This is a genomic window from Streptomyces sp. NPDC051987 (assembly GCF_040680735.1).
Taxonomy (GTDB): domain Bacteria; phylum Actinomycetota; class Actinomycetes; order Streptomycetales; family Streptomycetaceae; genus Streptomyces.
Genome location: NZ_JBFAXI010000001.1, coordinates 115,831 through 129,153, shown reverse-complemented (window position 1 = coordinate 129,153; position 13,323 = coordinate 115,831). Strand labels below are relative to the sequence as shown.

15 protein-coding genes and 1 tRNA gene are annotated in these 13,323 nt (G+C 72.8%); 14 read left to right on the top strand and 2 right to left on the bottom strand.

Translation table 11 applies throughout. The annotated features are described in order from the left end of the window. The first annotated feature begins 172 nt into the window (after positions 1-172). The 6 genes from AB0M11_RS00560 (at position 173) to AB0M11_RS00535 (ending at position 5,455) form a co-directional block, all read left to right on the top strand. Positions 173-2,644, top strand: a complete 2,472-nt coding sequence (locus AB0M11_RS00560) for an ATP-binding protein (protein ID WP_365699760.1) — start codon at positions 173-175, stop codon at positions 2,642-2,644. Positions 2,645-2,724: 80 nt separating this feature from the next. Then, a complete protein-coding gene (locus tag AB0M11_RS00555; protein WP_365699758.1) occupies positions 2,725-3,159 on the top strand; it encodes a roadblock/LC7 domain-containing protein in 435 nt (144 codons plus the stop codon). A 2-nt stretch (positions 3,160-3,161) separates the two neighbouring features. Further along, a complete protein-coding gene (locus AB0M11_RS00550) occupies positions 3,162-3,533 on the top strand; it encodes a DUF742 domain-containing protein (protein WP_365699756.1) in 372 nt (123 codons plus the stop codon). Further along, a complete protein-coding gene (locus tag AB0M11_RS00545) occupies positions 3,511-4,110 on the top strand; it encodes an ATP/GTP-binding protein (protein WP_365699754.1) in 600 nt (199 codons plus the stop codon). Before AB0M11_RS00550 ends, AB0M11_RS00545 begins: the two co-directional genes overlap by 23 nt. Before the next feature lie 61 nt (positions 4,111-4,171). Next, entirely contained in the window at positions 4,172-4,753 is a 582-nt protein-coding gene (locus AB0M11_RS00540) for a GAF domain-containing protein (protein ID WP_365699752.1), read from the top strand. A 57-nt stretch (positions 4,754-4,810) separates the two neighbouring features. Further along, the gene (locus tag AB0M11_RS00535; RefSeq protein ID WP_365699750.1) at positions 4,811-5,455 is read left to right on the top strand and encodes a TetR/AcrR family transcriptional regulator; all 645 of its coding nucleotides are present in this window, start codon (positions 4,811-4,813) and stop codon (positions 5,453-5,455) included. Positions 5,456-5,538: 83 nt separating this feature from the next. Here the strand turns inward: AB0M11_RS00535 and AB0M11_RS00530 are convergent, their stop codons facing one another. After that, positions 5,539-5,841, bottom strand: coding sequence for a muconolactone Delta-isomerase family protein (locus AB0M11_RS00530; RefSeq protein WP_365699748.1), 303 nt, complete (start codon positions 5,839-5,841; stop codon positions 5,539-5,541). A gap of 107 nt (positions 5,842-5,948) precedes the next feature. On the opposite strand from AB0M11_RS00530, the gene AB0M11_RS00525 reads away from it, so the two are divergent. The 8 genes from AB0M11_RS00525 (at position 5,949) to AB0M11_RS00490 (ending at position 12,336) form a co-directional block, all read left to right on the top strand. Then, positions 5,949-6,878, top strand: coding sequence for a LysR family transcriptional regulator (locus AB0M11_RS00525; RefSeq protein ID WP_365699746.1), 930 nt, complete (start codon positions 5,949-5,951; stop codon positions 6,876-6,878). 135 nt (positions 6,879-7,013) lie between these two features. Continuing rightward, a complete protein-coding gene (locus AB0M11_RS00520) occupies positions 7,014-7,727 on the top strand; it encodes an SDR family oxidoreductase (protein ID WP_365699744.1) in 714 nt (237 codons plus the stop codon). Positions 7,728-7,738: 11 nt separating this feature from the next. Beyond that, on the top strand, positions 7,739-8,110 hold the full coding sequence (locus AB0M11_RS00515; protein WP_365699742.1) for a hypothetical protein: 372 nt from the start codon (positions 7,739-7,741) through the stop codon (positions 8,108-8,110). 178 nt (positions 8,111-8,288) lie between these two features. Beyond that, the gene (tdh, locus tag AB0M11_RS00510) at positions 8,289-9,317 is read left to right on the top strand and encodes an L-threonine 3-dehydrogenase (protein ID WP_365699740.1); all 1,029 of its coding nucleotides are present in this window, start codon (positions 8,289-8,291) and stop codon (positions 9,315-9,317) included. A gap of 19 nt (positions 9,318-9,336) precedes the next feature. Beyond that, positions 9,337-10,530 carry a glycine C-acetyltransferase gene (locus AB0M11_RS00505; RefSeq protein WP_365699738.1) on the top strand — a complete coding sequence of 398 codons (1,194 nt, stop codon included), beginning with the start codon at positions 9,337-9,339 and terminating at the stop codon, positions 10,528-10,530. A gap of 189 nt (positions 10,531-10,719) precedes the next feature. Continuing rightward, positions 10,720-11,622, top strand: a complete 903-nt coding sequence (locus AB0M11_RS00500) for a LysR family transcriptional regulator (protein ID WP_365699736.1) — start codon at positions 10,720-10,722, stop codon at positions 11,620-11,622. A gap of 149 nt (positions 11,623-11,771) precedes the next feature. Further along, complete coding sequence (locus AB0M11_RS00495) at positions 11,772-12,131, top strand: MmcQ/YjbR family DNA-binding protein (RefSeq protein WP_365699734.1); 360 nt, start codon at positions 11,772-11,774, stop codon at positions 12,129-12,131. 131 nt (positions 12,132-12,262) lie between these two features. Next, a tRNA-Pro gene (locus AB0M11_RS00490) sits at positions 12,263-12,336 on the top strand. 81 nt (positions 12,337-12,417) lie between these two features. Here the strand turns inward: AB0M11_RS00490 and AB0M11_RS00485 are convergent. Further along, positions 12,418-13,299: a LysR substrate-binding domain-containing protein gene (locus AB0M11_RS00485; RefSeq protein ID WP_365699732.1), complete on the bottom strand. Its 882-nt coding sequence runs from the start codon at positions 13,297-13,299 to the stop codon at positions 12,418-12,420. Positions 13,300-13,323 lie beyond the last annotated feature (24 nt).

The window sequence follows — 13,323 nt, the reverse complement described above, 5'->3', positions numbered from 1 at the left end:
CTTTGTCAACTGCCCACCGCACATGATGCCTTGGCGACTACTGTGAGTGTCCGTCGGGCGACGCGGGGCCGAATTCTTTTGCGGTCCCCTCGGCCGGCACCGCGATGGCGCATGCCCGTCTCGCGCGACCCGCGCGAGAGACCAGGCCCGACGGACCAGTACGAGGACGCAGATGTCTCACCTCCGTGCACCGGCCGCCCGTGCCGACCGCCGTGAGGGCGGCCGGCACGGACGACCGGTCGCCCGACCCGTTCCCGCGCTGCCCGAGACCCACATACGGCCTCAGCTCATGCGCCTGGCCGTCCTGCCGCCGGTCGCGGTGGCGCTCAGCGGCTGCGCGGCCGTCCTGTTCACCGTCCGCTCCACCGGCGCCCGGCCCACCCTCACCCTGCTCGCGGTGCTCACCGGAGCGGTCTCCGTGACGGCCGCGGGCATCGTCATCGCCGCCGTGGCCGCGGGCCGCGCCGCCCGCTCGGTCAGCGACCGCATCGGCGACCTGCGCCGCAACGCCGCCCGCGGCGAGGCCGATCTGCTCGCCCTCGTCGAGGCGCTGCGCCGCGGCGAGACCCCGCCCCAGCGCAAGCAGCGCGGCGGACCGCCCGCGGACGCGGACGACTTCGAGCTGCTCGCCGCCGACCTGTCCCGCGCGCACGACGGCGCCGTCACCGCCGTCGTGCAGGCGGCCCAGCTCTCCAGCCAGGCCGGCAGCGAACAGAAGCTGGAGGTCTTCGTCAACCTGGCGCGGCGCCTCCAGTCCCTCGTGCACCGGGAGATCTCGATTCTCGACGACCTGGAGAACGAGATCGAGGACCCGGACCTCCTCAAGGGCCTCTTCCACGTCGACCACCTCGCCACCCGCATCCGACGGCACGCCGAGAACCTCGCCGTCCTCGGCGGCGCCGTGTCGCGGCGGCAGTGGAGCAACCCCGTCTCCATGACCGAGGTGCTGCGCTCCGCCATCGCCGAGGTGGAGCAGTACTCCAGGGTCAAACTCGTCCCGCCGATCGATGGGGAACTGCGCGGACACGCCGTCGCCGACGTCATCCACCTGCTCGCCGAACTCGTCGAGAACGCCACGGTGTTCTCCGCCCCGCACACCCAGGTACTGCTCCGCGCCAACCTCGTCACCTCCGGCCTCGCCGTCGAGGTCGAGGACCGCGGACTCGGCATGCCGGTCGGCGAGCAGTCCAAGATGAACGCCCTGCTCGCCGACCCCGACCAGGTCAACGTCGCCAGCCTGCTGGCCGACGGCCGCATCGGCCTCTTCGTCGTCTCCCAGCTCGCCCGTCGGCATGGCATCCACGTCCGCCTGCAGTCCAACATCTACGGCGGCGTCCAGGCCGTGCTCGTCGTCCCGCAAAGCCTGTTGGGCACGGCATCGGGCGCGCCCGGGGTACCCGGAGCAGTACCGCAGCCGCGCGACACGGCCGTCGGGGGTGGTGCGCCGGGGGTGCCGGGCGGCGCGCCCGGCATCGGGGCGGCAGGGCCGTCCACCGGCGCCGGGGCGCTGGAAGGGGCCCGCGGCGGCGCCCCCGGTCGGCCGGACGCGCGGGCCGGCCACCGGGCCGCCGCGGGTGGTCCGCCGCCCGGCGGGGGCCAGGGGCGGCAGCCGGGCTCCGGCACGGCCGGCGCCGGTGGTCGGCCTCGGCACGCGCAACCGGGGGGCACGCCCGCGCCGCTGCCGGTGCGCGGCGCTCAGGAGACGCGCCCGAACCCCGCCGAGGCGGTGCCCGGCATCCGGCCCGAGGACCGGCCCGCGGTCGCCGGGCACGCGGGCAGCGTGCCCGTACCGCGCGTCGGCGCCGTCCGCGGCACCATGGGCAAACCCCAACTGCCGCGCCGCCGCGCCCAGGAGCACATCGTCCCGCAGCTCCGCGGTGGCCCGGCACCCCGCCAGGACAACGAGTCACCGGCCGGACACGACCCCGGTCTGATGGCCGCCTTCCAGCGCGGCATCGGCCTCGCCGAGGCCCAGCAGCACCTGGAGGCCACCCAGGGGGAGCAGCCGCCCACGGCCGAGCCCAGGGGCGGGACACCGGGGGCGGCCCTCCAGGACGGCCGCACCGGCATGGGGTTCGTCGGCATGGGGTTCGCCGACGTGGCGAGCGGCGACGCGTCCGGCGGCGACCGACCGGCCAACACCTCCCATGCGACGCACCTGGATGCCACGCACATGGAGGGGGCACACGTGGGCGCGGCACATGGGGAAGCGGCACACAGAGAGGCCGGACAGTCGACTCCGCAGAACACGGCTCCGGACCACACAGCCCCGGCCCACACAACTGCGACCCACACAACTGCGACCCACACAGCTCGCGACCACATGGTCAGGAACCACATGGCGCCCGACCCCACGGCGCCGGACTCCCTAGCGCTCACCCCTCTGGTTTCAGGCCCCATGGCCTCCGACCACATGGCCGCAGCCCACCCGGTCCCGGAACACCCGGCCCACGACCACCTGGCCACGGACCACCCGGCCGCCACCCCGGCTCCTGCCCCCACCCCCACCCCGCTGAGCCAGCCCTTCCTGGGCCCCGCCGACGCCCAGTCAGCGTCCCGGCCCCAGTCGTACTCCCAGGCCCTGCGGCCGGTGCACACCTCCGACCACACCACCCGGCCCGACGGGAGCGCACCGGCCGGATGACCAGCACCGCCTCCACCCCCACCCCAACCCCCGCCCCCACAGCTCCCGCAGACCTTCGTACCCCAAGGAGTCGATCCACCATGGCGAGCGATGCGCCGACCGCCCAGGTATCCGACCTCGACTGGCTGATGAGCGGCCTAGTGCAGCGCGTACCGCACACCACCAGCGCGGTGCTCCTGTCCTGCGACGGGCTGGTGAAGTCCGTCCACGGCCTGGACCCGGACAGCGCCGACCACATGGCGGCGCTCGCCTCCGGCCTGTACTCACTGGGCCGCAGCGCGGGCGTCCGGTTCGGCGACGGCGGGGACGTCCGCCAGGTCGTCGTCGAACTCGACTCGACGCTGCTCTTCGTCACCACCGCCGGCTCCGGCACCTGCCTCGCCGTGCTGGCCGGCCGCGAGGCCGACGCCGCCGTTCTCGGCTACGAGATGGCCATGCTGGTCAAGAGCGTCCGCCCGTACCTCGTCACCGCGCCCCGGCAGCACGCCGTCGACTCCACGGCGCTGAGGCCTTGAGGGTGGCCGCAGCCGGCGACGGGCCCTGGCTCGACGACGCGGCCGGACGCCTCGTGCGCCCGTTCACGGTCAGCAACGGCCGCACCGAGCCGAGCATCGCCCTCGACCTCATGTCCCAGGTGATGGCGACCGGGTCCACGCCCCTCGGCTACCTCGGCCCCGAGCACGCGCAGGTGCTGGCCCTGTGTCGTGCCCCCGTCCCGGTCGCCGAGGTCGCCGCGCACCTCAAACTGCCCGCCGTGGTCACCAAGGTGCTGCTCTCCGACCTCGTCGACTGCGGGGCGCTGACCGCCAAGCCCCCCGCGTTCCACCACAACCCGACTGACCGGTCCCTCCTGGAGGCAGTGCTCGATGGACTACGACGACAGCTCTGACCCCTTCCCCACCGCGCTGAAAATCCTGGTGGCCGGTGGGTTCGGGGTCGGCAAGACGACCTTCGTGGGCGCGGTCAGCGAGATCGCGCCGCTGTCCACGGAGGAACTCCTCACCACGGTCAGTGCGGCGACCGACAGTCTCGAAGGGATCGAGAACAAGGTCGAGACGACGGTGGCCATGGACTTCGGCCGCATCACTCTGGACCCGGAACACGTGCTCTACCTGTTCGGCACGCCCGGACAGGAGCGGTTCTGGTTCATGTGGGACGAGCTGTCCGAGGGCGCGCTCGGCGCGGTCATCCTCGCCGACACCCGCCGCCTGGAGGACTGCTTCGCGGCCGTCGACTTCTTCGAGGAGCGCGGCCTCGGCTTCATCGTCGCCATCAACGAGTTCGACGGCTCCTACCGCTACGACCCGGAGGAGGTGCGCGCCGCCATCGACCTCGACCCGGAGATCCCGGTGGTCCGCTGCGACGCCCGGATCTCCAGCTCCGGCGTCCAGACCCTGCTCACCCTCGTCCGGCATCTCATCGCGCACGCTCCGGTCTCCGCGCCGAGCCACGGCGCCCACATGTGAACCGCCTACACCCCTCACGGAGCCCGTACATGACGAACCTCCACCGCGACGGAGCCCGCGCATGAGGTACGACCCGCCGCGCCCGGTCGGCCGGCTGCTGCTCACGCCCGAGGACAAGGAGGCACCCGAGCGCACCCGGCGCCTCGGCCAACTGCACCTGGGAGCCCACCCGGACCCCGCCCTCGACGCCTACGCGGACCGGCTGGCCGAGCTCACCCGGGCGCCGTACGCGATGGTCAACTTCATCGACCTGAACCGTCAGTTCTTCGCGGGTCTGCATCTGCCGGACGTGGCGCCGCCCGTGGTGCGGCCCGACGGCAGCATCCCGGTCCTCGGCCGTGAACTGCCCCGCGACCACGGGTTCTGCCCCCATGTGGTGGTCCGGCGCAAGGCGCTGGTCCTGGAGGACGTCTGCGACTACCCACGGTTCGCGGGCAATCCGGTCGTCGACGAGTTCGGGATCCGTTCCTATCTGGGCGCTCCGCTGATCGACAGTACGGGGACGGTGCTCGGCACGGTGTGTGTGGTCGACGTGGCGCCGCGGCCCTGGGGCCTGCCCGGCCTGGAGACCATCAAGTCGTCCGCGGCGGAGCTGGTGGCCCGCATCGAACGCCGTGAGGCAGACGGACTGCCGCTGCTGTGACGGCGGAGACAGCCTCCTCACTAGCCGACCGGTCGAATACTTTCGTACCCTGGTGGCATGGGACGCACCAGTGACGCCAGGCGGAAGATCCTCGACGCCGCCCGCTCGCTGATCGAAGGGCGCGGCTACTCCGCGCTCGGCGTGGCCGAGATCTGCAAGGCGGCCGGGGTGCCGAAGGGCAGCTTCTACTACTTCTTCGAGTCCAAGGAGGCCCTCGCGCTCGCGGTCGTCGACGAGCACTGGGCGGCCCAGAAACGCGACTGGACCCGGGCCCTGACCGGCGACGCGGAGCCGCTGCACCGGCTGCGGCGGCTGTTCGAGGAGACCGAGGCCGGTCAGCTGGCGGGTCAGCAGGGGTGCGGGACGGTGGCGGGCTGCCTGTTCGGGAACCTCGCCCTTGAGCTGAGCAACCAGACCGAGGCGGTCCGCGAGCGGCTGCAGGAGATCTTCGACGCCCAGGTCGCCATGGTCGAGTCCGTCGTCGCCGAGGCCCGGGAGCGCGGCGACGTGGGGGTGACCGACACCCGCGAGGCGGCGCGGGCGGTGGTGGCCCAGCTGGAGGGGCAGGTGATGTTCGCCAAGCTGTACAACAGCGCCGGGCGACTGAGCCCGCTCTGGCAGAACTGCCGTGCCCTGCTCGCCGTGACCGCCGACCAGGAGCGGGTGGCCCAGGAGCAGGTGGTCCAGCAGCAGGTGGGCTAGAACGGGCGGCCGCCGCCGGTTGCCGTCGTCTCACCCATGGGACCACTGGGTCCAGGCGGAGGCGGCCGCGGGGGAGTCGCGGGTCATCGGGTGGTGTCGGGCCGGCCCGGGTCGTTGGGATGGGACTCCAGGGGGGTGACGGTGAGCGTCATCCACGGACGCAGCGGCAAGGTGCCGAGGACCTTCTCGTGGAGTTCCTCCTCGTCGGCCGCCCGCCAGACCCCGATGCTGCGCAACTCGCCCACCGGCCGCCACAGCCGGGCCAGATGGCCGGTCGCGGCCAGTTCCCGGGCCCGTACGGCCTCCGCGGCGCGCCGCCTGTCCACCTCGTCCTGGCCCGTGCCCTCGGGGATCGCGGTGGTTATCTCGACCAGGAACTCTCGCATGGTGCGCTCCTCACGGCGTAGGTCACTCCATCCTCCGCCGACGCCCGTGCCCACGCCACGACCGGCCGCCTCGCTGTTGAGAGGCGCAGCCTCCCAGCCCGCGTAGCATGGCGCGCGTGGAACTGCGTCAGCTGCGGTACTTCGTCGCGGTCGCCGAGGAGCTGCACTTCGGCCGGGCGGCCGAGCGGCTGCTCATCGCGGGCCCCTCGCTCTCCCAGCAGATCAAGGCGCTCGAACGGGACCTGGGCGTCAAGCTGTTCGACCGCGACCGCCGCTCGGTCTCGCTCACCCCGGCCGGCGCCGACCTGCTGCCGCACACCCGCGCCCTGCTGGAGCGGGCCGACGATCTCGAACGCCGGGCCGGCCGGCTCTCCGGTTCGCAGTCGGTACGCCTGGGCTACGTCAACTGGCTGCCGCCGGACCTGACGGCGCGGACGGCCGCCGCGGCCCGGGTCCACGTGGACGCCTGGGTCGCCCCCTCGCACACCCAGGCCGCCCGGGTGGCCGACGGCAGCCTGGACCTCGCCGTCTGCTGGGTGCGCACCCAGGACCTCGCACGGCTCGGGCTGCGGGCCCGGCTGGTCGGCGCCGACCGGCTCTACGCCGTCGCGAAGGGCACCGACGCGAGCGACCTGCCGGCCCGGGACGCCGACATCCTGATCGACGACGACATCACCTCCTGGGCCTCCTGGAACGCGTACGCCGAGGAGCTCACCCGGGCCGTCGGCGCCCGCGCGGTGCGCATCTCCGACGGCGCCGTCACCGGCCCCGCCTACTTCGACCACGTCCGGCGCTGCACCCGGCCCGTCCTCAACTCGCCCAAGGGCCAGACCGCCCCGATACCGCCCGACCTGGTCCGTCGCGAGATCGTCGCGCCGAAGGTGTACTGGACCTGGTCCCTGGTCTGGCGGGCGAGCGAGGACCGGGCCGGCGTCCTGGCCGTCGTCGACGCCCTGTGCGGCGGCGTCGGCGACCTCGGGATCCACGCCCCGGAGACCTGGCTCCCCGCCGACGACCCGCACGCGCTCCCGGCCTGAGCTGCGCTGGGAGGAGCAGCCTCCCAGCCGGGAGGAAACCGATCCTGGCGTCCCGGCCGTGACCCGCCTAGCTTCCGTATAGTCGACCGGTCGGCTAGTGACCGGTCAGCCACCAACCGAGACGAAAAGGTCACCATGAGCACGCAGCAGCAGAAGGTCGCGATCGTCAGCGGTGCCTCGCAGGGCATCGGCGCCGCCCTCGTCGAGGGCTACCGCAAGCTCGGCTTCGCGGTCGTCGCCACCTCGCGCACCATCGCCCCCGCCGACGACGCCGGCGTCCTGGCGGTCCAGGGCGACATCGCCGACCCGGCGACGGCCGAGCGGGTCGTGGCCGCGGCCGTCGAGCGGTTCGGCCGGGTCGACACCGTGGTCAACAACGCCGGCGTCTTCGTCGCGAAGCCGTTCACCGACTACACGGCCGCGGACTACGCCGCCGTGACCGGCATCAACGTCGCCGGTTTCTTCCACCTCACCCAGCAGGCCGTTCCGCACCTGCTCGCCCAGGGCGGCGGGCACATCGTCAGCGTCACCACCAGCCTGGTCGACAACCCCGACGCCCGGGTCCCCTCCGTCCTGGCCTCGCTGACCAAGGGCGGCCTGCAGTCCGCGACGAAGTCCCTGGCGATCGAGTACGCCACGCGCGGGATCCGCGTCAACGCGGTGTCGCCCGGCACCATCAAGACCCCGATGCACCCGGCCGAGACCCACGAGTTCCTCGCCGCCCTGCACCCGGTCGGCCGGATGGGCGAAGTGAGCGACATCGTCGACGCGGTCCTCTTTCTGGAGACCGCGCCGTTCGTCACAGGCGAGATCCTGCACGTCGACGGCGGCATGAGCGCCGGACACTGAAAGGAGCGGACATGACCGGCACGACGGAGGACACAGCGATCCTGACCGGGGTGCTCGACCGCTGGAAAGCAGGCGTCGACGCGCACCGACCCGAACGGGTCGCCGCCCAGTTCACCGAGGACGCCGTCTTCCAGGGACTGCACCCTTACAGCGTCGGACGGCAGGGTGTCGCCGCGTACTACGACTCCCAGCCCCTCGGGATGACGGCGGCGTACCGCGTCCTGGAGACCCGGCGCCCCGCCGACGGGGTCGTCCTCGGCTACCTGGCCGTGGAGTTCTCGTTCACGGATCGGCCCCCGCTGGAGGTGAAGCTCTCCGTCCTCGTCACCCGGACGGGCCAGGACTGGCACATCGCCCACTACCAGGTCTCCCGCCTCGACTGACCGTGTCCTGACGGGTGTTGCGGGGGGTGTGAAGCGGAGCTGTGGCGGCGCTTAAGAAATCCTCGATGGACCGACGCGCCGGGGTGCGGCAGATTGCTGGGAGATTCCACCCCCCTCCCCGGCCGCGGACCGCTTCGGCGTTCCCGCGGCCGGGACCTCACGCACAGGAGCCGTAGCGTTGAAGGCGCTGGTCAAGGAGAAGGCGGAGCCCGGCCTGTGGCTCACGGACGTCCCGGAGCCCGCGGTCGGACCCGGTGACGTGCTCATCAAGGTCCTGCGGACCGGCATCTGCGGCACCGACCTGCACATCCGGGCGTGGGACGGCTGGGCCCGCAAGGCGATCACCACCCCGCTCGTGGTCGGGCACGAGTTCGTCGGCGAGGTCGTGGCGACCGGCCGGGACGTCACCGACGTCAAGGCGGGCGACCGGGTCAGCGGCGAGGGGCACCTGGTCTGCGGCAAGTGCCGCAACTGCCAGGCCGGACGGCGTCATCTGTGCCGCGCCACGGTCGGCCTCGGCGTCGGCCGGGACGGCGCGTTCGCCGAGTACGTCGCGCTGCCCGCCGGCAACGTCTGGGTGCACCGGGTCCCCGTCGACCTGGACGTGGCCGCGATCTTCGACCCGTTCGGCAACGCCGTGCACACCGCGCTCTCCTTCCCGCTGGTCGGCGAGGACGTCCTGATCACCGGGGCGGGGCCGATCGGTCTCATGGCCGCCGCCGTGGCCCGGCACGCCGGTGCCCGGCACGTCGTGATCACCGACGTCAGCGAGGAACGGCTCGAACTCGCCCGCAAGATCGGCGTCAGCCTCGCCCTGGACGTGTCGCGGGCCGAGATCGCCGACGGACAGCGGGAACTGGGGCTGCGCGAGGGCTTCGACGTCGGCCTGGAGATGTCCGGGCGGCCCGAGGCCATGCGCGACATGATCGCCAACATGACGCACGGCGGCCGGATCGCCGTGCTCGGCCTGCCCGCCCAGGAGTTCCCGGTGGACTGGGCCCGGATCGTCACCTCGATGATCACCATCAAGGGCATCTACGGCCGAGAGATGTTCGAGACCTGGTACGCGATGTCGGTCCTGCTGGAGGGCGGACTCGACCTCGCTCCCGTGATCACCGGCCGCTACGGGTACCGCGACTTCGAGGCGGCCTTCGCCGACGCGGCGAGCGGCCGCGGCGGCAAGGTCATCCTCGACTGGACCGCGTAAGACACTAGGAGCTTCTGGAATGTTCGACTCCGTGCGCGACGACCTGCGCGCCACCCTCGACGAGATCAGCGCCGCCGGCCTGCACAAGCCCGAACGGGTCATCGGCGGCCCCCAGTCCGCGACCGTGGACGTGACCTCCGGCGGCCGCCCCGGCGAGGTCCTCAACTTCTGCGCCAACAACTACCTCGGCCTCGCCGACCACCCCGAGGTGATCGCCGCCGCCCACCAGGCCCTGGACCGCTGGGGCTACGGCATGGCCTCCGTCCGCTTCATCTGCGGCACCCAGGAGGTCCACAAGGAGCTGGAGGCGCGCCTGTCGGCGTTCCTCGGCCAGGAGGACACGATCCTCTACTCCTCCTGCTTCGACGCCAACGGCGGTGTCTTCGAGACCCTCCTCGGCGAGGAGGACGCGGTGATCTCCGACGCCCTCAACCACGCCTCGATCATCGACGGCATCCGCCTCTCCAAGGCCCGCCGCCTGCGCTACGCCAACCGCGATCTCGACGACCTGGAAAGGCAGTTGAAGGAGGCGGCCGGGGCACGCCGGAGGCTCGTGGTCACCGACGGCGTGTTCTCGATGGACGGCTACGTGGCGCCGCTGCGCGAGATCTGCGACCTCGCCGACCGCTACGACGCGATGGTCATGGTCGACGACTCGCACGCCGTCGGTTTCGTCGGCCCCTCCGGCCGCGGCACCCCCGAGCTGCACGGCGTGCGAGACCGCGTCGACATCGTCACCGGCACCCTCGGCAAGGCCCTCGGCGGCGCCTCCGGCGGCTATGTGGCGGCCCGCGCGGAGATCGTCGCCCTGCTCCGCCAGCGGTCCCGCCCGTACCTCTTCTCCAACACCCTCGCCCCGGTGATCGCGGCGGCCTCGCTGAAGGTCCTCGACCTGCTGGAGGCGGCGGACGACCTGCGGGTGCGCCTCGCCGAGAACACCGCCCTGTTCCGGCGCCGGATGACCGAGGAGGGCTTCGACATCCTCCCCGGTGACCACGCCATCGCCCCCGTGATGATCGGCGACGCGGCCGAGGCCGGCCGGATGGCCGAGCTGCTCCTTGAGCGGGGCGTGTACGTGATCGGCTTCTCGTACCCGGTCGTCCCGCAGGGTCAGGCCCGGATCCGCGTCCAGTTGTCGGCGGCCCACTCGACGGACGACGTCAACCGCGCCGTGGACGCCTTCGTGGCGGCCCGCGCCGAGCTGGCGGGCTGACCGGGGCGGCGGGTCGAGCGGGGCGGCGGGTCGAGCGCGGCGGCGGACCGAGAGCGACAGGCCGACCGAGAGTGTCAGGTCGGCTGAGCGGAACAGGCCCGCTGAGCTGGGCCGGCGGGCCGAGCAGGGCCTGCCGGCCCAGCAGCGCCCGCGGGCCGAGCGGTCCCGGCATGTTGCGATAATCAAGCCATGATCGAAGCGCGGCGGCTCCACATCCTCCGTGCGGTGGCCGACCACCGCACGGTGACGGCGGCTGCCGCCGCGCTGTACCTGACACCCTCGGCCGTCTCCCAGCAGCTGGCGGCCCTGGAGCAGGAGACCGGCCACCGCCTGGTCGAGCGCGGGGCCAAGGGCGTACGGCTGACCCCGGCCGGCGAGATCCTGCTCACCCACACCAACGCCGTCCTCGCCCAGCTGGAGCGGGCCGAGGCCGAACTCGCCGCGTACGGCTCCGGCGAGGCCGGCACGGTCACCGTCGCCGCCTTCGCCACCGGCATCGCCCAGGTGGTCGCCCCCGCCGTGGCCCGGCTCGCCCGCACCGCCCCCGGCATCCGCATCCGAGTCCAGGACGCCGAGGGCGACGCCAGCCTCCCCATGGTCCTGGACCGGCAGGTCGACGTCGCGGTCGCGGTCGAGTACCGGGGGGCGCCGCCCGCCGACGACCCCCGGCTCACCCACGTACCCCTGTACGCGGAGCCCTTCGACGCCGTCGTCCCGCTCCACCACCGCCTCGCCGACGCACCCGAGGTCCCGCTCGCCGACCTCGCCAAGGACTCCTGGATCGGCCCGTACCCCGGCAACCCCTGCCACGACGTGGTCGTGCTGGCCTGCGAGAGCGCCGGCTTCCAGCCCCGACTCGAACACTCCTCCGACGACTTCCGTGCCGTGGTGGCCCTGGCCTCGGCCGACGCGGGCGTGGCTCTCGTGCCGCGCTCGGCGCTGCGCGGCATGGACCTGACCGGAGTCGTCGTACGCCCCGTCGACGGCGTCGCCCCGACCCGCCGCGTCTTCGCGGCCGTACGGCAAGGGGCCGAGGGCCATCCGCTGATCCGCCCGGTGCTCACGGCCCTGGGCGAGGCCGCCCGGCTCTGAGCCGCACCCCCGTGACCTGGGCGGTTCACGCCGGAGATGTCGCCCCGTGCAACTGATGGTCCGGCGTGCCGCGGCCGAGGACCCGCTCCTGCCGGCACGTTGACGCTCCGGCCGGGTGACTGTCAGTGGCAGCGGCTACGGTTTCGAGCATGCCGGACGCCGAAGACGTACGCCGTGTCGCCCTGTCCCTGCCGGACACCAGCGAGAAGACCGCCTGGAGCATGCCCACCTTCCGGGTCGCCGGGAAGATGTTCGCCACGCTGCCCGAGGACGAGACCTCCATCGCCGTGCGCTGCCCCAAGGAGGAGCGCGACGAGCTCGTGCTCGCCGAGCCGGGCAAGTTCTGGATCGCCGGTCACGAGGCCCAGTTCGCCTGGGTCAGGGTCCGGCTCGCCGCCCTGGAGGACGAGGGCGAGCTGCGCGACATCCTCGCCGACTCCTGGCGGCAGGCGGCCCCGCCCCGACTCCTGGAGGCCCACCCGGAGCTGGGCCTGCCGACCGGAAGCTGATCCCCCCGGCATCGCCTCGGCCGGCCGGGAGGAAGGGGTCGGCCGGGAGAAAGGCGGGCGCGATCACCGAGCCGAGTGCGGTATTGTTTCCTTGCGCGTTTCGCCGGGGGAAATCCCAGGTCAAACGGCACCGGGACGTGGCGCAGCTTGGTAGCGCACTTGACTGGGGGTCAAGGGGTCGCAGGTTCAAATCCTGTCGTCCCGACGGTGCGAAGGGTCTTCGCAGGCGAGAGTCTGTGAGGGCCCTTTTCTGCGTCCGGTCTTCGGCCTTCTGGAGGCGACGCGTTCACAGTGCCGCCCGGATGATCCTGACGGTCCGGGCCAGATGGGGTTCGGTGCGGTCGGCGCGGTGGGCCACCGCCAGTTCCACGCGTGCGTCGGACCCGGCCAGCGGCAGGTAGGCGACACCGTCGAGCGGCAGTGCGGTCACGGGCTCCGGTACGACCGCGACGCCGAGCCCGCCGGCCACGAGGGTGATCAGTGTCGAGGTCTCGCCGACCTCGTGGCGGATGTGCGGCTCGACCCCGGCGTCCCGCAGGAGACCCAGCACCACGTCGTGCATCACGGACCGGCGGTCGGCCGAGTGCACGATCATGTCGGCACCGGCGAGGTCCGCGACGCGCAGCCGTTTCCGGCGGGCGAGAGGGTGGTCGACCGGTACGGCGACGACGAGCCGGTCCCGGCGCAGGGTGTGCACGGTCAGGGAGGGGTCCGCCGCCACCGGGCGCAGCAGCGCCACGTCGATCGCGCCGGTGCGCAGCGCCTCCACCTGGTCGGGTGCCAGCATCTCGCCGCGGAAGGAGAAGTCGACGCCGGGAAGCTCCGCCGTGAGCCGGCGCGAGAGCGTGGGCAGCAGGCTGTACGTCGCCGAGCCCACGCACCCGATCGCCAGACGGCCCACCGAACCGGCGGCCACGAGCCGCGCGTGGTGGCCGGCCTTGTCGACGTCGGCGAGGATCGCGCGCGCCCGCTGCAGGTAGGCGCGGCCCGCCTCGGTGAGGTCGACGCGGCGGGTGGTGCGCTGGAGCAGTTCCACGCCGAGCTCGGTCTCCAGCCGGCGGATCTGCTGGGAGAGCGGCGGCTGGGCCATGTGGAGCCGCTCGGCGGCCCGGCCGAAGTGACGCTCCTCGGCCACCGCCACGAAGTACCGGAGGTGCCGCAGATCCATATGTCGTCCATATCAATCGGCGGT

Excerpts from the sequence above, each read along its gene's own strand:
- AB0M11_RS00505 (WP_365699738.1), top strand. The coding sequence starts at position 9,337 with ATGTTCGACTCCGTGCGCGACGACCTGCGCGCCACCCTCGACGAGATC.
- AB0M11_RS00560 (WP_365699760.1), top strand. The coding sequence starts at position 173 with ATGTCTCACCTCCGTGCACCGGCCGCCCGTGCCGACCGCCGTGAGGGC.
- AB0M11_RS00555 (WP_365699758.1), top strand. The coding sequence starts at position 2,725 with ATGGCGAGCGATGCGCCGACCGCCCAGGTATCCGACCTCGACTGGCTG.
- AB0M11_RS00485 (WP_365699732.1), bottom strand. The coding sequence starts at position 13,299 with ATGGATCTGCGGCACCTCCGGTACTTCGTGGCGGTGGCCGAGGAGCGT.
- AB0M11_RS00545 (WP_365699754.1), top strand. The coding sequence starts at position 3,511 with ATGGACTACGACGACAGCTCTGACCCCTTCCCCACCGCGCTGAAAATC.
- AB0M11_RS00500 (WP_365699736.1), top strand. The coding sequence starts at position 10,720 with ATGATCGAAGCGCGGCGGCTCCACATCCTCCGTGCGGTGGCCGACCAC.
- AB0M11_RS00520 (WP_365699744.1), top strand. The coding sequence starts at position 7,014 with ATGAGCACGCAGCAGCAGAAGGTCGCGATCGTCAGCGGTGCCTCGCAG.
- AB0M11_RS00530 (WP_365699748.1), bottom strand. The coding sequence starts at position 5,841 with ATGCGAGAGTTCCTGGTCGAGATAACCACCGCGATCCCCGAGGGCACG.
- AB0M11_RS00525 (WP_365699746.1), top strand. The coding sequence starts at position 5,949 with ATGGCGCGCGTGGAACTGCGTCAGCTGCGGTACTTCGTCGCGGTCGCC.
- AB0M11_RS00540 (WP_365699752.1), top strand. The coding sequence starts at position 4,172 with ATGAGGTACGACCCGCCGCGCCCGGTCGGCCGGCTGCTGCTCACGCCC.
- AB0M11_RS00515 (WP_365699742.1), top strand. The coding sequence starts at position 7,739 with ATGACCGGCACGACGGAGGACACAGCGATCCTGACCGGGGTGCTCGAC.
- AB0M11_RS00495 (WP_365699734.1), top strand. The coding sequence starts at position 11,772 with ATGCCGGACGCCGAAGACGTACGCCGTGTCGCCCTGTCCCTGCCGGAC.
- AB0M11_RS00535 (WP_365699750.1), top strand. The coding sequence starts at position 4,811 with ATGGGACGCACCAGTGACGCCAGGCGGAAGATCCTCGACGCCGCCCGC.